A 19681-nucleotide genomic window follows, 5' to 3' on the forward strand; every position below is an offset into this window, starting at 1 on the left:
GAAGGTGATGTACGTGAGCAGAGTTTTCTCTAAAGATTTAACGCTGACGTTGCGCCGTGTTCGTCACACTCGTACCATGAAATCGTTGTTTGCGGCCGTTGTCGTGCTGACTTCGACGCTCTCCCTCTCGCTCGCTGCTCAAGCCGACCAGCAAAAGAACATCACGTACGACAAGCCGATCGTCATCACGAAAGGCGGGACGTACCGAGGCAATTGGCAAAGCCTCGATCCGGACGTCGCGGCGGTCACCGTTCGCACGAGCGAGCCCGTCGTCATCGAGTACAGCAACATCCAAAGTCGCGGCAACCTCATCGACTCGCGGTACGTTCGCGCCAACCTCACGGTGCGGCACACGCGCGGCATCGGCCTCAACCCGGCCCGCCCGCTGAGCGAGAACCGCCATCCCGGCCGCTTCCTGCACCTCGAAGAGTTCGAAAGCGCGCGGATCGAGAACAACTACATGGAGGGCACGTCCGGGATCTACTTTCGCTCGTTCTTGGGGAACGCCAAGCTCGGGCAAACGATCACGGTCGTGCGCAACCAAGTGCGCAACATCGACGGCAGGAAAAGCGTGGGCGCCGACCAGTTCTCGGCCGAGAAGTACTACCTCGTTCAGTTCGTGCAGTTCAACAACATCAGACGCGTCGCGGACGCCGAGATCGCGTGGAACGAGATCATCAACGAGCCCGGCAAGAGCCGCGTGGAGGAAGTCATCAACCTCTTCGGCTCCTCGGGCACGCCCGAAAGCCCCATCCGCATTCACGACAACTACATTCAAGGTGCGTTCGCGGCGCAACCTCAAAACGGCACGTACAGCGGCGGCGGCATCATGCTCGGAGACGGCGGTTCTTCCTCGATGGAAGGCGCGGGCGGGTACGTCATGGCCTACCGCAATCAAGTCGTCGGAACGTCGAACCAAGGCATCGTGGTGGCGGCGGGCAACAACATCAAAGTCTTCGAGAACCGCGTGATCTCCAGCGGCCTGCTGCCCGACGGACGTCCGATCGCTTCTCAGAACGTCGGCATGTACGTGTGGGACGCGTACGGCGATAAGAAGCACAAGACGTTCTTCAACATCGCCGTGTACGACAACGTCATCGGGTGGAGCACGCCCCTCAAGGGATCGAACGCGCAGAATCCCGTTTGGTTCCCCGACTGCACGCCCGGTCAATGCGCGAACAACACGATTCTGCCCGGTCCGGTCACCTTGCAGACGGAGCGCGACGAGAAAGTCCTTTGGCAGCGTAAACTGCAAAACAACCGCGTGGAGATCGGGCCGCAGGAAAAGGCGGCGGCGCAAAAGCGGTGAAGTGAAGCCGCACGACCACCGCACCTCGAACGCTCGAAACGGACTCGTCGGCGCGAATGTCGACGCCAAGGGGATGCAGGAGATGACGGCGCACGCCAAGCGTGCGCCGCTCGCCGTTTCGGGCACGTCGTCGGTCAAGGCTCGTGACGCCTGCTTTCTCGGTCGCTTTCGCTGCATGGAGGGCGCGGCGAGGAGGGGTCGTTGCATCGCGGGACGCCACGGCTTGCGCTTTACCAACGACGAGGAACACGGACCGACGCTACGCCAGCGTTCGGTGCATCACCCACAAGCCCGGACGCGCCTCGAACCCCAAGCGGCGATTCACGATCAGCATCGGCGCGTTCACGCTGAGGTTGTTCGTGATCATCTTCGAAAAGCCCGCCGAGCGCGCACGGCGAATCCCCTCCACTTTCAAGGCGGGTGCCAACTTCATGCCGCACGCGCAAGGCGCGACAGCCGTGAAGGCGTTGTACGCCCCCGTGGGGAACGCGACTCGAGCACCGTGAAGCCCAGCCACTCGTCGCCGCGTGTCACCAGCACCATCCACTCGGGGCGCACTTCCGGTGACTCGCGCCGCATGCGCCGCGACTGCTCCACGGGAACGCGCGGCATGTCCTGAGAGTCCGGCGTCTCTGCGAGTTGGTCGGCGTTGAAGTCGTACAAGCGCGTCCAGTTGGCCTCGTTCCCGCCGAGCGTGCGCATGTCCTGCAGGGTGACCCCGGCATTGGCGACGCGGCGTTCCACCTCCGCGTGCGCGGCCTCGTCGAAGGTGGTGAGGTCCAGGGTGGACTCGAAGCGGTGGAAGAGCAGCGAGAAGCCGCGCCGCTCGGCCCACTTGAGCGTTGCCGGATTCGTGTCGCGCACGCTGCCTCCAGGATCCTCGCGCCTTGCCCGAGGGCCGCGTCGTGCGCGCGAGCTAGCAATGCCGCGCCGTACCCGTGCCTCCGCCCCGGGTGCCACGACGGGGTGGACGATGAATTCACCCGGTCTGTAGGAAGTGTCGATCAGCCAGGCAGTGCCTAGGAGGTGTCCCTCGGCGTCTTCGACCTGGAAGTTCACTCGCTGTCGCGTGGAGCGCTCAAGCTCGGCGACGTCTTCGGGCGTGTACGGCTGCAAGGTGTCGGTGTTGATGAGCGCGGTGTACTCGGCGAGGTCGTCGGGACGAGCGCCACGAACGGTTCATGGCATGGAGGGAACGGCCATGATTCACAAGCCAAGGCCTTCAAGCCCGTGGCATACGCGGCGACCGAGGTGAGCGCTCGGCATGGCGTCCTTCGAGAGCGGTCGTTCCGACAAGGTACGTCGTCGCTGGACGAACCGTCCACCGCGACGTGAAACGCATTCGAATGCCTTCGCTGGCCGACGAGCTTCCGAGTACTTGCAGCGATCGAAGCCGTCGTGAGCGGAGCTTGCTCACGCGGGCCCAGGTTTGCACTCTGGAAGCGGCGTGTAAGTCGACGCCCGGCGAGCTTCTTGACGCACCGAGTGCCAGCGGCGCTCCTTCAGGAGAGTCGAGCGGAAGCTTAAAAACCTGACGCTAACCTGACGTCATGATCGAGTTTTCCTCCGTTGTCGTCTTCTCTCGCCAAGGGCGCCGAAGTTCATGACGACGCCCGCTCCTCGACACAGCGTGCCCTCGGACGTCGCGGCGACGGGCGTCATCGTGGCGCTGGGTTTGCCGAAGGAGGTAGCGTCGGCGCTCGCCGTGCCGGGCGGTGTGCCCGCCGAGGATCTGCACGTCACGCTCGCTTACCTCGGCACGACCGTTCAGCTCGGAGACTCGCGGCTCGAAGCGGTGCGCGAAAGCGTTGCCAAGCTCGCCGAGCACACCCCGGCCTTGGCGGGCCGCGTCACGGGCATCGGGCGATTCAGCCGAGAGGACGGCCTCGACGTCGCGTACATCTCCGTAGACGCGCCCGAACTGCCCGCCTTCCGAGAAGCCTTGCTGTGTGAACTCGCCGAGGGCGCGGGTTTGGAGACGGATTCCCGCTACGGCTTCACTCCCCACGTCACCCTCGCGTTCGTGGGTGCGGACGAGGACCACCCGTACGACCGGGTCGAGCCGTTGAGCTTCGCGTTCGATACCTTGGAAGTCTGGGCAGGCCCTAGGCGAGACGCGTTCTCGTTGCGTCTCGGCGACGGCGCTCCCACCGCGTGCGAAACGACCCAAGCGGCCGAGGACACGGCGGGCAGCGTGTCGCTCGGAGCGCTTCAAGCGGTCGTGAGCGATTGGCTGCCGAGTTTCGTGAGCGTACTGTCGGCCGAGCGTGGGCGTCAACGCGTCAAGCGCGTCGCCGAGGGGCTCGACGATCTGCACACGCGCCTGCTCGCCGCGCATCTCGCGTCGCCCGCTCGAGCGGCTTCGGGCGCGTCACCCGAAGCCGCCCTGCTCGCCCGCGCTTCGCGCGTGAGGTCGGTCGAAACGGACCTCGGCCTCATCCTGGGAACGGCCGCGCGAGACTTGCAGCAGGCGTTGACCGACGTGACGGAAGACGCGTTGGGACGCCACGTCCGGGACGCCTTGAAGCCTCTGCTGGCTTGGGCCGCCGTCGCCGACGAACGCGACGGCGACTGATCGCCTCAAAGCGTCGCGAGCGGGCCGAGCGCGAGGACGTGCGCCGAGTCGAACGGACGCGCCTTGAGCAAGTCGTTCACGGCGTCCACGCTCACCGCCTCGAAGCGTCCGATGGCCTCGTCGGACGCCATCGGCCGGCCAAGGTACAAGAAGTCCATGCCCAAGGTGAACAACCGAGAGTAAGGCGTTTCCGTTCGAAGCGCGAGGCCCACGGCGATTCGCTTGCGCGAGCGGCGCACCTCGGCCTCCGTGACGCCTTCGCGCTGAGCGCGTTCGAGTTCGGCGCGCACGACGTCCAGCGTTTCCTTCGCCCGCTCGGGATCGCAGCTCCACCCGCCTTCGAACGCGCCGAGCTCGTCGAACTCCACGTGTGCGAGTTCCACGCCGTCCGAAAGGCCCGTGTCCACGAGCGACCAGTACAAGCGCCCGTTGTCTCCCCCAAGGACGTCGGCGAGCACGACGCCCACTTCCCGGCGAGGACTCGTCGCGCTCAGGCCGGGCGCGATGAGGGCGAACTGCGTCCGCGCGAGCGCGTCGTCGCGCACGACCGTCACGTTCGGCGTGAGAGCCCGCGGCGCATGAACGCGCTCGAAGGTCGTGCGAGGCCACGTCGCCGTGAGCTCGCGCGTTTTGCGAAGCAAGGCGTCCCAGTCAAACTTTCCGCAGGCCACGAGCGTGACGTTTCGCGTGCCGTAGCGCGCTTCGAAATTGTGCCGCAAAGCCTCCGGCGTGAGGGCCGAAACCGTCTCGTTCGTTCCGAGGACGAGGTGTCCAAGCGGGTGCGGCGACCACGCGCTTACACGAAGCTCGTCGAAGGCGCGCGACGCGGGATTGTCCTCGTACATCGCGATTTCCTCCAAGATCACGCCACGCTCGGCCTCCACGTCCGCAGCCCGAAAGGCGGGCCGCATGAGTTCGGTCAGCGTCTCCAGCAGTTCCTCCCACGCTTCGGGCAGACAGGCCGCGTGGTACACGGTCGTCTCCTCGCTCGTGAAGGCGTTGACGTTGCCGCCGAGGCGGTCGAAGCGTTCGTTGAGGTCGTCGCCGCTCACCGTCTCGCTGCCCTTGAACAGCAGGTGCTCGATGAAGTGCGACGCGCCCATCTCCTGCAAGCGCTCGTCTCGCGCGCCGGTCCGCACGAAGTACCCCAGCGCGACCGTCTGCGCCGCGTCGTTCGGCTCGCCGAGGATCGTGAGGCCGCTTTCGAGGACGTCAAGCCGGAACACGCGCACCTCCGACGGCGAGCGCGGCGGGACCGAGCGTCATCACGCCCGGCCGAGCGAACGGCCGGCGCGCGAGGAAGCTGTGCAAGTCTGCGAGCGTCACGCGGCGTAACTCGTCCTTCACCTCGTCGGGAGCGCGGACGCGGCCCAGCGTCACGAAGTCTCGCGACAGCATGCCGGCCCGCCCGCGCGACGATTCGCCCGCGAACACCAAGCTCGCCAGCAGGCCCGCCCGTGCCCGCTCGAATTCGTCTTCGCTCACGCCGAGCGACAAGCGCTGAAACTCGCTCAGTACGACTTCCAGCGTTTCCGTCGCGCGCTCGTGCGTGGTGCCCGCGAACGCCCAAGCGAATCCCTCTCCGCCGACGACGTACGCTTGCGCGCCGACGCTGTACGCGAGGCCGCGTTCCTCGCGCACCGAGCGAAACAGCCGCGAAGCGCTGCCGCCCGAAAGCGCGGCGAGCGCGAGGTGAAATGCCAACCAGTCGGGGTCGGTGGGGGAGACGCCCTCGAACATCGCCCCGATTTGCGTTTGCTGCGCCTCTTGGGTGACGTGCTCCGAAAAGCCGAGGTCGTACGCCACGCTCGGCAACTTCGCCTTGCCGCCTTCCCAATCGCCGAAGTGCTCGCGGACGAGGCGAAGCGCTTCGTGCACCTCCATGTTCGCCACGATCACGAGCACCGAGCCGCGCGGACCGTACGAGGCGTGCAGGCTTCGCACGTTCCCGGCTGTCACGCGCTCAAGGGCGTCGAGCGTGCCGCCGACCGGGTGGCCGAACGGCGGCGCGAATACCCGCGCGCGGAGCTTCACGCCGAGCAATTCACTCGGGTTGTCCGCGAGGCCTTCCAAGTCTTGCCGCGCAAGGTCGGCGACCGTGTCGAACTCGTCTTCGTCCAAGTGCGGCGCGCGAACCGTGTCCGCGATGAGCTTCAAGGCGGCCCCGAGGTCGGACACGAGTCCGCTCACGGTGAAGCGCGTCGCCTCGTGCGTCACGCCGCCGCCGCGCCGCAAGCCCAACTCGTCGTACGCGTCGGCGAGTTCCCGTGCGTCCAGCCCGCTCGCGCCCTTGTGCAGCCACTCCTCGAGCAGGGCCGCCGCGCCTTCCGCTCCCGCCGGATCGTGCGCCGCGCCGATCGGCAAGCGCAGTTCGAGCGCGAAGCCCGGACCGCTTCCGCGCTCGAACACCATCGTCAATCCGTTTTCCAAACCTTCGACCAACGTCACCGAACGATTCTACGCGCCGAAGCCAAGTTCGTGCGGAGCGGAGGTCTCGATTCGGCTTTGACTTAAGTCATGGCCCTTCTCGGCGCCGTGCGGCACCTTGATGGTCGTATGCCGCATGTCATCACGAGCCCGTGCATCGGAGTCAAAGATCAAGCTTGCACCGAAGTGTGCCCCGTGGAGTGCATCTACGACGGCGGAGATCAGTATCTCATCCATCCCGACGAGTGCATCGATTGCGGCGCGTGCGTGCCCGCCTGCCCCGTCTCGGCGATCTTCCCCGAAGAGGACGTTCCGTCCAACGAGTCGCCCTTCATCGCCAAGAACAAAGAGTTCTTCGGCCTCTGACCCCTCGGGTTCGGAGTTCTAGAATGATCGGGTGATGCCCGAGTTCGCCGCGTCCCTTCCGCTCGCCTGGCCTCTGTTCGAGGGGTTGGGCGAGCGGGAAGGCGCGGCGTTGTGCGCGTCGGGCGTCGTGCGCCTCGCGCGGCGCGGCGAAGCCTTGTTTGCCGAAGGCGACCTCGTCACGCACCTTTACGGAGTGGAGAGCGGATCGATCAAGATCGTGAAGTTCGGGCCGAACGGGCGGCGCGAGCTCACCTTGCGCGTCGCGGGCGGCGGCGAGACGATCGGGAACGCCGAGGTGCTGGGCGGCGCGGAGCGCTTCGAGTGGAGCGCGGTCGTCTTGGAGGACGCCCGCGTGGTGGCCTTTCCGTCGGACGCCGTGCGAAGCTGCCTGGACGTGACGCCCGCCGTGAAGCTCCTCGCGCGCCGTGAACTGGAACTCGCGCGGCAGACGGCGTACCTCGTGTTGTACGACGTCGGCGCGCGATTGGCGGTGCACTTGCTGCGCGAAACGCGCGTGAGCGCCGTGTACAAACTTCCGGCGAATTCCGAGCTCGCCGCTTTGCTCGGCACGGTGCCCGAGCTCGTGAGCCGCAAGCTCGGCGAGTTTTATCGCTCGGGCCTCATAGGACTCGCGAAGCGTGAACTTCGCGTGCTCGACGAGGCCGGCCTGCGGCGCGTCGCGGAAGGCTGAGAAGAAGCTTCAGCGTTTCGCTTTCGTCGCTTGCGCGATCGTGAAGTCGCGAATGCCCCAGGCGACGCCGGCGGCGACACGCTCGAGGTACGCGGGGTTCAGGAGGTTTTGCGAATCGACGGGATGCGAGGCGTAGCCGATCTCGACGAGGGCGGCGGGCACGCGGGCGCCGCGCAGCACGGCGAGTGACTTGCTCTTGATACCGCGCGAGAAAGCGCTCGTGAAGCGCGCCATGCTGGATTGGAGGGACGACGCGAGGGTAGGACTGAGATCGTTGTTCGGATACCACCAAGTCTCCACCCCGTACCCTTTCATGGTGTTCTCGGGCGCGATGGAGTTGACGTGGATGCTCACGAGGACGTTCACGGGCGGTGCGGCCATCGAGGCGCGCATGTCGAGATCGGTGTTCTTGTCGACCGAAAGCTGGGTGTCCGTGTCGCGCGTCATCACGACGGTCGCTCCCGCCGCCGTCAGCAGCGCCTTGACGCGTTGCGCGACGTCGAGCGTCACGGCCTTCTCCACGATCGTGTTCTGTTGCGCGCCCGGGTCGACGCCGCCGTGGCCCGCGTCCAAGACGATCTTGACGGGCGTCGGGAAGGACGGCAGGGTCGTGTCCGCCTGGCTCAGGGGGGACGTGTCCGAGAAGGCGGGCGACAAGTCGATCACGAGGCGGTTGAGGGTGCTCGACGCGTCGACGGGCGGCAGGAACATTTGCCTCATGCCGCCCTTGCTCGTGAGCGCGAAGGTGGGCCGCAAGGTGAGCGTGATACCGCCGAGGGTCGGCTCGATTTGCCATTGCGCGAGTTCGGGCGTGTCGGGCTGAGCGACTTCGGCGAGCGCGGTGACGCCACGTAAGTCGACGCGGACGCTGTTCGAGTTTTGGACGAGCGCGTACGTGGCGTTCGGCGGCAAGTCCAGAACGATGCGCGTGAAGCCCGAGTTCTTGCCGACGCGCGGCGGCGTCAACGGCAAGAGGGCGCCGCTCGGCAAGGTCGGTGAGGGAACGGAAGGCGTGACGGGCGTCGCCGGGACGAAAGGCGTGACAGGCGTCGCCGGGACGCGCGACGACTCGGACGAGGGCGGCGTTTGGCTGGGCTCGGTCGGCGTGGGCGCCGTCTGGGTGGGAGGCGTTTGTTGAGGAATCGTGACGGGCGGGGTGGTGCGCAGGGCCTTGGCCGCCTCGCCCGTGGCGCCTCCCTGCAAAAGCGCGCCGAGATCAAGGGCGAGGCGGTGCGGCAGCACGCCGTCGGGCGGCACGTCGAGGGCGCGCCAACCGCTGTCCAGCCCGAGCGGGAAGGGCGTCTCCAGCAACACCGTGACGCCCGTCGTCGTGGGTTGGTAGCTCCACGCGGTGAGCTCCGCGCTGACGTTACGGCCGCTGGCAGGCGCGGTTCGTACGTCCGTGACGTCGACACGCAAGCCGCCGAAGGTCGGCGTGAGCGTGTACGACGCGCCCGGCGGCAAGTCGAGGACGAAGCGCGTCACGCCCCCCGCGTTGGACGTGCGCGGCACGCCGAGCAAGGGCATCTGGGGCGCGATTTGCAGTGGCGTGGCGGGAACGGTGGTCGTGCTGGGCAGTGGCGTGAGGACGGGCGTGGCAGGCGACGGAGGCGGAGTGTTGAGAAACGGCGACGGTTGTGCGAGCGCTCCGGAGACTAACAGGAGACTCATCAGGGCCCACGGCTTCATATGACCTTTACGTTAGCCTCAGGAAGTGAGAGAGGTGTGTTGAAGGCGCAGTGGGCGCGCACTTTCGCTCATGAAAGTCTTCATGAATCGCGTGAATTTATAAAGAAATTCATGCTAGGTTGCCTTCATGTCCGAGCGAACGCCCGATCTTCATCCGGACGACGACCAACCCTGGACAGCACTCGAACGCCGAGACGTCTCGCGCGCCCCTCATATCGTCGCCGACCTCGTGCAAGGCCACGCGGGCACCACCTTCGAGTACACGTACCGCCCACGCGGAGGACGCGCCGCGTTGATCGTCCCGATCACCGAGGACGGCCGCCTCGTGATGCTGCGCCAATACCGTTACCCCATCGGCATGACGATGACCGAGATTCCGGCGGGCGCCGTCGAACTCGGCGAGGAGCCCCTCGACGCCGCGAAGCGCGAACTCGCGGAGGAAATCGGTGGCGTGGCCCGCGCGTTCGAGGCCTTGCCGCTCTTCTGCCCGCAGCCGAGCTTCACGGGGCAAATCTTCCACCCCTTCGTGGCGTTCGACGTGACGCTCGGCGAGAACGCGCCCGAAGACAGCGAGCTTTTGCGCGTCGAAGTCGTGCCGATTCACGAAGCGTACCGCCGCCTCGACGACGGCGAAATTCCCAACGGCCCGTCGGCCCTCACGCTCTTTCACGCGCGCCGCGTGCTCTCGAGGCGAGGCCTGCTGTGACATTCAGGACGCTCGCGGCGCCCCACGAGCACGCCGAGGTAATTTCCGGCAGCGAATTCCTCGCGTACGCCACGCGCGCCGACTCGCCCGACGCGGCCATGGCGTTTCTCGCCGCGATTCGAGTCCGCCATCCCGACGCCACCCATCACTGCTGGGCGTACAAAGTCGAGAGCGCGTACCGCTTCTCCGACGACGGCGAACCGGGCGGTACGGCGGGCGCTCCGATTCTGCGCGCCCTCGAAGGGCAAGGCGTCGACCACGTCATGGTCGTCGTCGTGCGCTACTTCGGCGGAGTGAAGCTCGGCGCGGGCGGCTTGGTGCGCGCGTACGGCGGCGCGGCGGCCGAGGTGGTGCGAACGGCGCCCAAAGAGGAAGTCAAGCCTCGCGCGCACGTCACCGTGACGGTCGGCTTCGAGTTTCTCGACGTCCTGTACCGCCTCCTGCCCGACTTCGACGTGAAGCGCGGCGAGGAACGCTACGGCGAAGGAGGGCTCACGCTGAGCCTCGACATCCTGCAAGAGCAACTCGCGGCCTTCGAAACGCGAGTTCGCGACGCGACGCGCGGCGCGGGCGTCGTTTCGCCTGTAAACTGAGCCGCGTGTTGACGAAGCGCATCATCCCGTGCCTCGACGTGCAAAACGGGCGGGTCGTGAAGAACGTGCGGTTCTTCGACGATCACCGCGACGCCGGGGACCCCTTGGAACTCGCGCGAGCGTACGAGGCGCAACGCGCCGACGAACTCGTGTTCTACGACATCACGGCCACGCACGAAGGCCGCAAGCTCATGCTCGACGTCGCCGCGCGCGTCGCCGAGGAAGTCATGATGCCCCTCACGGTCGGCGGTGGCGTCACGACCGTCGCGGAGTTTCGTTCGCTGCTGCTCGCCGGCGCGGACAAGATCAGCGTGAACTCCAGCGCGGTCCGCAACCCCGAACTTCTTCGTGAAGCGTCCGATCACTTCGGCGCGCAGTGCGTCGTCTTGTCCGTCGACGCCAAGAAGCGCCTCGACGGCTCGGGTTGGAACGTCTTCGTCGGCGGCGGGCGCGTGGACACGGGCCTCGACTTGCTGGCGTGGGTGACGCGCGGCCAGGAACTCGGCGCGGGCGAGATCGTCCTCAACGTCATGGACGCCGACGGAACGAAGGCGGGCTTCGACCTCGAGGCGACGAGCACCGTCGCGAGCGCCGTGGACATTCCCGTCGTCGCGTCGGGCGGCGCGGGCAGGCTCGAAGACTTCGAAACCGTCCTCAAGACGGGCAAGGCCGACGCCGCCCTCGCGGCGAGCGTCTTCCACTTCGGCGAGCTTACCGTGCCGCAAGTGAAGACGTACCTGAAATCGCGCGGCGTGCTGGTGCGACCATGACGAAGATCGAAGGCGTGAAGTTCGACGAGCGCGGCCTCGTGCCGATCGTGACGCAAGACGCGCGAACGGGCGAGGTGTTGATGCTCGCGTGGGCGAACGAGGAGGCGCTCGCGCGCACCCTCGAGACGCGAGAAGGGACGTACTTCTCGCGCTCCCGAAACGAACTGTGGATCAAGGGCGCGACGTCTGGAAACACCCAAAAGGTCGTATCGGTGGCGCTCGACTGCGACGGAGACGCGGTGTTGTACCGTGTCGAGCAGTCGGGCCCGGCGTGCCACACCGGCGAGCGGTCCTGCTTTCACACGCCCCTCTTGGAAGGAGCCGATTCGCTCGACGGCGTGCTCGCCCGCGTGTACGAGACGATCACCGAGCGGTTGCGGACCTTGCCGGAAAACTCGTACGTCGCGCGCCTTCACGCCGGGGGAATCGACCGCGTGCTGAAAAAGGTCGCCGAGGAGGCGGGTGAAGTGCTGCTCGAGGCGAAGAACGGCGACCGCGAAGCGCTCGCGACCGAAGCGGCGGACCTCGTGTTTCACCTGCTGTTCGCCCTCGCCGAGGTGGGCGTCACGCCCGCAGACGTCGCGAGCGTGCTGCAAGCGCGAGAAGGCAAAAGCGGTCTCAAGGGGCCGAAGGACGTCGGTTGACGTTCGTCGAGCGGTGAGGGCACGCCGAGAAGCTGAATCGCCGCGCACCGCGAAGCCGAACAAGCTTCGCGCGCCATCGAATCGTGCGGCGAACGCGTACGCGAACTGTGCGCCTAATGGGGTCGCCGCGACGATCAGGAAGTATCGGAGGCCAGGCGTACACCGGCAAGGCTTGGTACGAGGGCGCGCACGAACGGCAAACCGAGCCGAGCGGGACGCTCTCGAGCGTGCGTGCGTCTCACGACGCCATGCCCGAAGCCACGAAGATGGAGCTTCGTGCGCCACTTCGAGAAGAACCCGACGCCGCCCAATCGTGCCTTCGCGCCGACTTCCGAGCCTCAAAAGCTGCTAGCTTCGTGTCATGCGCGAATGGTTTCGCGAGTTCGTGGATTACTGGTGGCGTCTTCTCAAGCTCTTCGTGGGGGCGGTGGCCGTTCCCGTGGTCATTTACTTGATTTTGTTGTGGCTCGGCGTGTTCAAGTGACGTCTTCGTCGGTGACATGTTGGAATCGCTCCCACCCTAACGACTGTTAGGGCGTGTGTTACGCTGGGGCATGACGGCCCCAAGCATGACGGACATCGAACGCGCCCTCGTCCTCGACACGGTGCGCGTCACCGAACAAGCTGCCCTCGCCGCCTCGAAGTTCGTCGGCAAAGGCGACAAGATCGCCGTGGACCGCGCCGGAACGGAGGCGATGCGAGAAGTCCTCAACGAACTCGACATCGACGGCACCGTCGTGATCGGCGAAGGTGAAATGGACGAGGCCCCGATGTTGTACATCGGCGAGCGCCTCGGGAACGTCGCGAAAGCGTACCCCGTCGACATCGCCGTCGATCCGGTGGAAGGCACGACCGTCACGTCGCGCGGCCTGCCGAACGGCGTGGCCGTGATCGCGTTGTCCGAGAAGGGCGGCCTCGTGCATGCCCCCGACATCTACATGGACAAGCTCGTCGTACCGCCGCCCGCCGCCGGCCGCGTGAACCTTGAGTGGCCCGTCGCCGCCAACCTTCACGCCATCGCCATGAGCCTCGACCGGAACGTGGAAGACCTCTTGATCGTCGTGCTGGACCGCGAGCGGCACCAAAAGCTCATCGCCGACGTCCGAGGAGCGGGCGCCCGGGTGAAGCTCATCGGCGACGGCGACGTCATCGCGAGCTTGGCCGCCGCCGTGCGCGGCACGGGCGTCCACGCCCTCATGGGCTGGGGCGGCGCGCCGGAAGGCGTCTTGACGGCGGCCGCCATGAAGTGCCTCGGCGGCGAGATCCAAGGACGCTTCATCGCCGAGGACGAAGAGCAACGCGCGAGGCTGGCGAGCATGGGCGTATCCGAAACGAAGGTGTACAAGACGAACGACCTCGCGCCCGGCGACCAAATCGTGTTCGCCGCGACGGGTATCACGGACGGCGACTTGCTGCAAGGCGTGCGCCGATTCGGCGGTGGGGCGAGGACGCATTCGATCGTGATGGGTCACGCCAGCCGCGTCGTGCGCTTCATCGATTCCATTCACCTCGAAGACGACGGCGCGCGCGTCACCGTGCGCGTTTAATCCCGCTTCGCCACGCGCTCCAACTGCTCTTTCACCTCGGGCAGATCGTGACGGATCGTGAACCATAGCAGCAGCATGTCGAGGCCGAAGTAATCGTGCGCGACGAGGTGACGCATCTGGCGAAGTTCTTCCCAAGGAACGTCGGCGTGCACGAGCTTCACCTCGTCGGGTAGGTACGTGACGTTCTCGCCCAGCACGAGCAGGTTGTGCAGGACGGCGTCACGCACGAGGTCGGTGTCTCGGAAACGCGCGAAGTCGAGGTCTTTCGTGTACCGCTCGATCTTCGAGATGGCCCCGAGCATCTCGTCGATTCGCCACCGCCAGCGTTTTCGGCGAGCCCTCGGCCGCTCGCTCGGGGGGTCCTTCACGAGACTCACGGCGTCTTCGAGCACGTCCGAGCGCAGCGGCAACTTCAAACCGCTCGGCGTGACGACGTCCACGCGCCGCCCCAGGAGATCCTCGAAGAGGAGCTTGAAGCGCACGAGCGTCATCAGACCCGTCGGACGGGAGAAAGTCAGCAGGAAATCGACGTCGCTCTCGTCTCGCGCTTCGCCGCGTGCCACGCTTCCGAACACGGCGAGGTCGGAGAGGCTGCCGTCGTCCCACTCGTCTCGGTGAACGCGGAGACGCTCCAAAGCCTCTTCGAGCTTCATGCTGGGTATCATACTTCGCGTGATCGTCGCCGTCGGGCATGACCTCATCGAGATCGAGCGTATTCGCCGCGCGCTCGAGCGAGACGGCGAGCGTTTCTTGCGGCGCTTCCACTCCGTGGAGCGAGCGTACTGCGCCCGCTTCGCCGATCCCGCCCCGAGCTTCGCCGCGCGCTTCGCCGCCAAGGAAGCTTTTCAGAAAGTCTGGCCCCGCCCGTTCGGCTGGGCGGACGTGTGGGTGGTGCGCGACCAAACGCCTCAAGGGCCGTTTCCGTGGTCGCGCCCCTACCTGCGCTTCGTGCCCACCATCGAAGAGGAGATGCGCTCACACGGCTGGCGCGCCCACCTCAGCCTCACGCACACCAAAGAACACGCCTCGGCGGTCGTGATGCTGGAGGAAGAACGGCCCCGAGGCTCCTGAGTTCGGCTCGTCAATACCACTCGATCGAGTCGGCGTCGACCGATTCGTCGAGGTATTGATGCACGGTGAGCGTGGCGTTGTCGGGGCGCGTCCCGACGAGCGCGACGACGTCCGCGTAGCTTTTCGCCCACGCGTCGATCGCGGCGTTCCACTGCGCCGCCGTCACGCCTCGCTTCTTCATCTCGTCCGTGAACTTCATGGCGCGCAGCCCTGCGAGGCGCGCTTGGAAGTCGCCGCGCAACGCCGCCATGCGCGCGCCCGCGTTTTGGAAGCTCTGCCCTCCGAACGTGGTTCGCGCGAGGCTCGCCGTGCCCATCACCAACGTCTCGATGCGGTTGTTCTTCCACGCGCTCGTCGCGTACTCCGGCCCTCGCTCCTTGGCGAGGCGGGAGAGGCGCGTCTCGTGCGCTCGGAAGGTCATCAGGAGCGTGCGCAACCGATTCATGCGCGCCAAGAGGCTCGGATTGCCGCTCAAGCTTTTCGCGACGGCCTGCCTTTGGCAAGTCGCCCACTCGGCGAGCGCCGCCCGCGTATCCGCGTCCGTCCAGCTCGGGCTGTGCAACTGCTCCAAGGTGATGAATGCGTCTCGCGCGACGTTCACGGCGACGTCGCACGGCAAGCTCGCCCGCTTGCCGGACGTTCGGGCGGACGTGCCCGCCGAACTGCCCGCGGCGGCGTCGGCGCGTCCCTGCTCGTCGAAGAACATCATGGTGTTGGCGAAGTCGCGGATCAGCAGCGTGACGTTGTCCGGTCGGTTTCCCAGCAGGGTGACGAGGGCGCGCGTGGTCTTCTCGTACCCGCCCGCCGCCTCGCGCACGCTGCTCGGCTTCGCCGCGAATTCTCCGAGGTCCGGGTCGGGTTTGTACGTCCGCCATGCCTTCAGCCTCGCCGCGAGGTTCCGCTCGTACCGTGCCGTGACCGCCGCTCCGTTCGCGACGAGCTCGCCGCCGAGCTTGTTCGACGCGAGGTACGCGGCGCTGCCCAGGAGTTCCTCGATGTCGACGTACGAGCGTGGAACCGCGTGGCCGTACAGCGAGCCGCCACCTTCGTAGTACGCGCCGAGCTCGCCGTCGTACGAGCGCAAGGTTCGCAAAGCGTCTCGAATCTTGTGCAGTCGGGCGCGCAAGTTCGGCGAGTTCTTGAGGCGAGCGTCGAGCGCGCTCGCGCGGCAGTCGGCCCACGTCGCGCTCGCGTCGTCCTCGGCTGCCTCGGACCATCCCACGCCCCATCCGCCCGCGCGGGCGATCAGCAGCAACGAGTACGTGTCGTAATCGAGGCTCGACGCGACCGAGCAGGAAACGCCCGCCGTGGGGCCGTCGTCCTGAGCGGCGAGCGACGAGGCGGCGAGGGCGGCGAGTGCGACGGTCAGGACGACGGTTCTCATGACTTCAGTGTGCATGATTTCGATTCACGAAGGCAGGCGAGAAGCGCTTCGAATTCGGCGGTCCTCATTCGCTCATCACGTCCTGCAAGAGAGACCTGTTCGTGACGAACTCGTACGCGGCGAGCGTCGCGATGTCCGCCTTGCGGCCCAGCAGACTCCTGATCGCCTTGTACGTCTTCTCGTAGTCGTCGATGGCCTTGCGGTAGTCGGCGAGCGAGGCATTCACGAGCTTGAGGGTGCCGCTCGGCTTGCGAGCGCGCAGAGTGCGCAACCGGGCGTCGAAGCTCGCCGTGAGATCGCCGAGGCGCTTGGAACCGCCGCTCGCGTTCAAGCCGCCGTACGAGTCGCTCGCGAGAGCGGCGAGGCTTTTCAAGAACCCCTCGATGTCGACGTACGATCTCGGAATCGCGTGGAAGTACCTCGTGCCGCCGCCCGCGAGCATGGACGCGAGGCCCGATTCCTGAGAGCTGAGCTGGCGCAGCAGCGTGCGAAGCTTCGCTAGGCGTGCGCGCAAGTTCGGACTTTTCTGCAAACTCGCGGAGAGGGCCGCCGCTTGACAATCGGCGTAGTGCCCCGCCGCGTCGTCCTCGCTCGCCTCGCTCCATCCGCCGAGGTTCGCTGCGGCGATGGGCAGGTACGTGGCGTAGTCGAGCTTCACGGCGAGATCGCAAGGAACGTACGGCTCGCGGGCGAGGGCGGTGGACGAGAGGCCGACGATCAACGTGAGCGGCAAGAGAAAGGCGCGCATGGCTTCACCGTACGCGCCCGCGAGTGATCGCACGATGACGTGTCAGCGCGTCAGCAAGCTCAGGACTTCCACGTGGCTCGTCTGCGGATAGAAGTCGTGCGGCGTCGCCGATACGAGCTTCCAGCCCGCGTCCGTGAAGGCGCGCACGTCTCGCGCCCACGTCGCGGGATCGCACGAGACGTACACGAGCCGCGACGCGCCCGTGAGGCTCACCGCGCCGCGCGTCGCCTCGTCGAGGCCGACCCGGGGTGGATCGACGATGACCACGTCGGCGTCGGGCGCTTCCGAGGCGCTACCTTGCGCGAAGCGGACGTTGTCGAGCTGCAAGCGCTCGGCGTCGGCGTCGCCACGCTCCAAAGCTTCGGCCGACGTGTCGAGAATCGTGACGCGCCCGAACGAGCTTGCCGCGTGCATGCCCAGACCGCCGGCGCCGCCGAAGAGGTCGAGGAGGTGCTCGCCTGCCCCGGCGAGCTTCGCGGCGTCCTCGTACAGACGGCCCGCCGCGAGCGGGTTGACTTGGGCGAAGCCCGTCGCGCTCACCGAGAGGCCGAAGCGGCCGAAGCGCTCCAGAATCGTCGGCTCGCCCGCCAGAAGACGCTCGCCTTTCGAGAAGCGCCGCTCGGCGGGCGGCGCGAGGCTCACGCCCAAGGCGCCCGCGTCGAGAAGCTCGTCGACGGCGCGGCGATACATTCTCGGGGCGCCGTCCCCGATCACGGCGGCGAGAACTTCTCCCGTCGCGAGGCTTCCGCGCAGCACGACTTCGGACGCGGGGTCGAGCGACCACACGTCGAGCTTGCGCGTGAATCGAGCGAGCGGCTCGATCACGAGCGGGTCCTTGTCGACGGGAACCGGCGCGTGCCCTTCACGCTCGCGATACGCGAGCTTGTCGGCCTTGACGAGGTACTGCGCCACGGCGCGGTACGCCCACTCGCGAGGACTGGGGACGATCTCGCCCACCTCGACGTCGAGCTTGGCGAGCCGCGTCAAGGCTTCCTGCACGATGCCGCGCTTGTACCGCAGCTGCGCCGCGTACGTCGCGTGCGCGAGGTTCATGGTGGGCAAGCTCGGGCCTTCGACGCGGTCGGGGCTGGCGGTCAGCACTTCGCGCGTCACGCCGCGCCGCGTGCCCTTCGACGCCTTGACGTCCGCCAAGACGGTCTCGCCGGGCAATGCGCCCGCGACGAGAACCACGCCGCCCTCGTCGCGGGCGAGGCCGTAGCCGCCCGCGACGATCTTTTCGATGCGAAGCTGAAGCATCACTCCTCGTACTCGAGGTAGGTGTATCCGAGCAACTCCTCGTCGTAGTCTTCGAGAAGCTCGCTCTTGTCACCCGGGTCGAGCTCGCCGATCGCCTCGGCGCGGTCGGCTTGCTCACCGATCGAGTCACGCAGCATCGGCTCCTCGTATCCCATCGACTCGATGATGCGCCTCGCCTTTTGGCCGCGCACGAACAGCTCGATGTCGTGCTTGCCGCCCGGTCGCGCGAGCACGTGCGCCTCGCTGACCTTGCCGAACAAGTTGTGCGCGCTGCCGAGGACGTCTTGGTAGGCGCCCATCAAGAAGAAGCCGAGGTAGTACGCGCTGCTTCCGTCCACGTCGTGCAGCGGAAGCGTCGCCTTGACGTCGCGCAAGTCGATGAACTTCTCGATCTTCCCGTCGCTGTCGCACGTGATGTCCACGAGGGTCGCCTGGCGCGTGGGACGCTCCGAGAGGCGGTCGATCGGCGTGATGGGAAAGAGCGCCTGGATCGCCCAGTTGTCCGGAAGGCTTTGGAAGAGGCTGAAGTTGCAGATGTACTTGTCGGCCAAGACCTTCGGGAGGTCTTCGAGTTCGTCGGGAACGTACGGAAGGCCAGAAACGAGCTTGGCGAGTTTTTGCAAAATGGCGTTGAAGATCGCCTCGCCGCGCGCGCGGTCCCGCAGCGTGAGGTAGCCGAGGTCGAAGAGGTTGTGCAACGTCTCCTTGTCGCCGACCGCGTCGTTGTACATCTCGCGGTAGTTGCGCAAATTGATGTTGGCGAGAATCTCCTCGAGGTCCTTGACGACTTGATGCTGATCTTCGGCGGGCTCGGGAATGAATTGCGAGCCGCGCGTGGGGCCCGTCACGTCGATCACGGGCACGATCAGGACCGCGTGATGTGCCGTGAGCGCCCGGCCCGACTCGGACACGATGGTCGGTTCGCGCACCCCGTTTTGCTTGCACACTTCCTGCACGGAGTACACGACGTCGCTGGCGTACTCGTGCATGGTGTAGTTCATCGACGCGTAGAACGTCGTCTTCGAACCGTCGTAGTCCACGCCCAGCCCTCCGCCGACGTTGAGGTACTTCAAGCCGACGCCTTCGTCGACGAGGTCGGAGTACACTTGCGTCGCCTCACGCACGGCGATCTTGATGCGGCGAATGTCGGTGATCTGGCTGCCGATGTGCGTGTGCAGCATCACCAGGGTGTCGAGCATGTCCTCTTGGCGAAGACGCTCCACGACTTGCAGCAACTCCGAGGCGTTGAGGCCGAACTTCGCGGCGTCCCCGCCCGACTCTTCCCACTGACCCGAGCCACGCGCGTGCAACTTGAAGCGCACGCCGATGGCGGGCCGCACGCCGAGCTCGCGGCTGACCTTCAGCACGCGCTCCAACTCGCTGAACTTCTCCAGCGTCACCACGACGTTCTTGCCGAGCGCGCGTCCCCACAAGGCGAGCTTGATGAAGCCGTCGTCCTTGAAGCCGTTGCAGCACAGCAACGCCTCGGAGTGCATGTTCTGGGCGAGGCACAACGCGAGCTCGGCCTTGCTGCCCGCTTCGAGGCCGTGCGCGTACTCGAAGCCTGCTTCGGCGATGGTCTCCACGACCATGCGGCGCTGATTCACCTTGATCGGAAAGACGCCTTGGTACGACCCGCCGTACCCGTACTCGCGAATCGCGGTGCGAAACGCCTCGTTGAGTTGCTTCACGCGTCCCGCCAGAACTTGCGGAAAGCGAAGGATGATGGGCAGGGACTCGCCACGCTCCACGAGCTCGTCCACGACGTCCTTGAGGACGGCGGACACGCCCGGCGCAGGCGTCACTTCGACTTGGCCTTTCTCGTTGACGCGAAAGAACCCCGAGCTCCAGTTTTGAACGCCGTAAAGTTCGGCGGCGTCGTCGGACGTAAATGGCATCATGTT

General features: G+C 66.4%; 21 protein-coding genes. 11 read left to right on the top strand and 10 right to left on the bottom strand.

Features of this window, described 5'->3' with window-relative positions; translation table 11 throughout:
- The first annotated feature begins 76 nt into the window (after positions 1 to 76).
- Complete coding sequence (locus DES52_RS03060; protein ID WP_110885317.1) at positions 77 to 1309, top strand: hypothetical protein; 1233 nt, start codon at positions 77 to 79, stop codon at positions 1307 to 1309.
- 259 nt (positions 1310 to 1568) lie between these two features.
- Here DES52_RS03060 and DES52_RS22790 read toward each other — a convergent pair whose 3' ends face one another.
- Together DES52_RS22790 and DES52_RS03065 are read right to left on the bottom strand one after the other, a co-directional pair.
- The gene (locus DES52_RS22790) at positions 1569 to 1742 is read right to left on the bottom strand and encodes a hypothetical protein (protein WP_170130868.1); all 174 of its coding nucleotides are present in this window, start codon (positions 1740 to 1742) and stop codon (positions 1569 to 1571) included.
- Positions 1739 to 2173, bottom strand: a complete 435-nt coding sequence (locus DES52_RS03065) for a hypothetical protein (RefSeq protein WP_110885318.1) — start codon at positions 2171 to 2173, stop codon at positions 1739 to 1741. Before DES52_RS03065 ends, DES52_RS22790 begins: the two co-directional genes overlap by 4 nt.
- A gap of 739 nt (positions 2174 to 2912) precedes the next feature.
- Here DES52_RS03065 and DES52_RS03075 point away from each other — a divergent pair.
- On the top strand, positions 2913 to 3884 hold the full coding sequence (locus DES52_RS03075) for a 2'-5' RNA ligase family protein (protein WP_110885320.1): 972 nt from the start codon (positions 2913 to 2915) through the stop codon (positions 3882 to 3884).
- Between the two features lie 5 nt (positions 3885 to 3889).
- Here the strand turns inward: DES52_RS03075 and DES52_RS03080 are convergent, their stop codons facing one another.
- Together DES52_RS03080 and DES52_RS03085 are read right to left on the bottom strand one after the other, a co-directional pair.
- Positions 3890 to 5110 carry a M16 family metallopeptidase gene (locus tag DES52_RS03080; RefSeq protein WP_245900618.1) on the bottom strand — a complete coding sequence of 407 codons (1221 nt, stop codon included), beginning with the start codon at positions 5108 to 5110 and terminating at the stop codon, positions 3890 to 3892.
- Positions 5097 to 6332, bottom strand: a complete 1236-nt coding sequence (locus DES52_RS03085) for a M16 family metallopeptidase (protein WP_245900620.1) — start codon at positions 6330 to 6332, stop codon at positions 5097 to 5099. The genes DES52_RS03080 and DES52_RS03085 overlap by 14 nt, the downstream gene beginning before the upstream one ends.
- 108 nt (positions 6333 to 6440) lie before the next feature.
- Here DES52_RS03085 and DES52_RS03090 point away from each other — a divergent pair, with 108 nt between their 5' ends.
- Entirely contained in the window at positions 6441 to 6677 is a 237-nt protein-coding gene (locus tag DES52_RS03090; protein WP_110885517.1) for a ferredoxin, read from the top strand.
- A gap of 34 nt (positions 6678 to 6711) precedes the next feature.
- Complete coding sequence (locus tag DES52_RS03095) at positions 6712 to 7368, top strand: Crp/Fnr family transcriptional regulator (RefSeq protein ID WP_110885322.1); 657 nt, start codon at positions 6712 to 6714, stop codon at positions 7366 to 7368.
- Between the two features lie 9 nt (positions 7369 to 7377).
- On the opposite strand, the gene DES52_RS23570 is transcribed toward DES52_RS03095, so the two are convergent.
- On the bottom strand, positions 7378 to 9039 hold the full coding sequence (locus tag DES52_RS23570; RefSeq protein WP_146237173.1) for an N-acetylmuramoyl-L-alanine amidase family protein: 1662 nt from the start codon (positions 9037 to 9039) through the stop codon (positions 7378 to 7380).
- Positions 9040 to 9184: 145 nt separating this feature from the next.
- On the opposite strand from DES52_RS23570, the gene DES52_RS23375 reads away from it, so the two are divergent.
- From DES52_RS23375 to glpX, 6 genes are all read left to right on the top strand, one after another.
- Positions 9185 to 9763, top strand: coding sequence for an NUDIX domain-containing protein (locus DES52_RS23375; protein ID WP_245900640.1), 579 nt, complete (start codon positions 9185 to 9187; stop codon positions 9761 to 9763).
- Positions 9760 to 10356: an IMPACT family protein gene (locus DES52_RS23380; protein ID WP_245900642.1), complete on the top strand. Its 597-nt coding sequence runs from the start codon at positions 9760 to 9762 to the stop codon at positions 10354 to 10356. Before DES52_RS23375 ends, DES52_RS23380 begins: the two co-directional genes overlap by 4 nt.
- A 5-nt stretch (positions 10357 to 10361) precedes the next feature.
- Entirely contained in the window at positions 10362 to 11126 is a 765-nt protein-coding gene (gene hisF, locus DES52_RS03110; RefSeq protein WP_110885325.1) for an imidazole glycerol phosphate synthase subunit HisF, read from the top strand.
- On the top strand, positions 11123 to 11770 hold the full coding sequence (hisIE, locus tag DES52_RS03115) for a bifunctional phosphoribosyl-AMP cyclohydrolase/phosphoribosyl-ATP diphosphatase HisIE (protein WP_110885326.1): 648 nt from the start codon (positions 11123 to 11125) through the stop codon (positions 11768 to 11770). The genes hisF and hisIE overlap by 4 nt, the downstream gene beginning before the upstream one ends.
- 361 nt (positions 11771 to 12131) lie before the next feature.
- Positions 12132 to 12254 carry a hypothetical protein gene (locus tag DES52_RS23575; RefSeq protein ID WP_281268554.1) on the top strand — a complete coding sequence of 41 codons (123 nt, stop codon included), beginning with the start codon at positions 12132 to 12134 and terminating at the stop codon, positions 12252 to 12254.
- Positions 12255 to 12324: 70 nt separating this feature from the next.
- A complete protein-coding gene (gene glpX / locus DES52_RS03120) occupies positions 12325 to 13317 on the top strand; it encodes a class II fructose-bisphosphatase (protein WP_245900645.1) in 993 nt (330 codons plus the stop codon).
- On the opposite strand, the gene DES52_RS03125 is transcribed toward glpX, so the two are convergent.
- Positions 13314 to 13970: a HepT-like ribonuclease domain-containing protein gene (locus DES52_RS03125; protein ID WP_110885328.1), complete on the bottom strand. Its 657-nt coding sequence runs from the start codon at positions 13968 to 13970 to the stop codon at positions 13314 to 13316. The genes glpX and DES52_RS03125 overlap by 4 nt on opposite strands.
- A 19-nt stretch (positions 13971 to 13989) precedes the next feature.
- On the opposite strand from DES52_RS03125, the gene DES52_RS03130 reads away from it, so the two are divergent.
- A complete protein-coding gene (locus tag DES52_RS03130) occupies positions 13990 to 14388 on the top strand; it encodes a 4'-phosphopantetheinyl transferase superfamily protein (protein WP_110885518.1) in 399 nt (132 codons plus the stop codon).
- A gap of 10 nt (positions 14389 to 14398) precedes the next feature.
- Here DES52_RS03130 and DES52_RS03135 read toward each other — a convergent pair whose 3' ends face one another.
- From DES52_RS03135 to speA, 4 genes are all read right to left on the bottom strand, one after another.
- The gene (locus tag DES52_RS03135) at positions 14399 to 15772 is read right to left on the bottom strand and encodes a hypothetical protein (protein ID WP_146237174.1); all 1374 of its coding nucleotides are present in this window, start codon (positions 15770 to 15772) and stop codon (positions 14399 to 14401) included.
- 64 nt (positions 15773 to 15836) lie between these two features.
- Complete coding sequence (locus DES52_RS03140) at positions 15837 to 16520, bottom strand: hypothetical protein (RefSeq protein WP_146237175.1); 684 nt, start codon at positions 16518 to 16520, stop codon at positions 15837 to 15839.
- A gap of 42 nt (positions 16521 to 16562) precedes the next feature.
- Positions 16563 to 17777 carry a class I SAM-dependent RNA methyltransferase gene (locus tag DES52_RS03145; RefSeq protein ID WP_110885331.1) on the bottom strand — a complete coding sequence of 405 codons (1215 nt, stop codon included), beginning with the start codon at positions 17775 to 17777 and terminating at the stop codon, positions 16563 to 16565.
- A complete protein-coding gene (speA, locus tag DES52_RS03150) occupies positions 17777 to 19678 on the bottom strand; it encodes a biosynthetic arginine decarboxylase (RefSeq protein ID WP_110885332.1) in 1902 nt (633 codons plus the stop codon). Before speA ends, DES52_RS03145 begins: the two co-directional genes overlap by 1 nt.
- Positions 19679 to 19681: the final 3 nt, after the last annotated feature.

The sequence above is a fragment of the Deinococcus yavapaiensis KR-236 genome (assembly GCF_003217515.1).
GTDB classification, from domain to species: domain Bacteria; phylum Deinococcota; class Deinococci; order Deinococcales; family Deinococcaceae; genus Deinococcus_A; species Deinococcus_A yavapaiensis.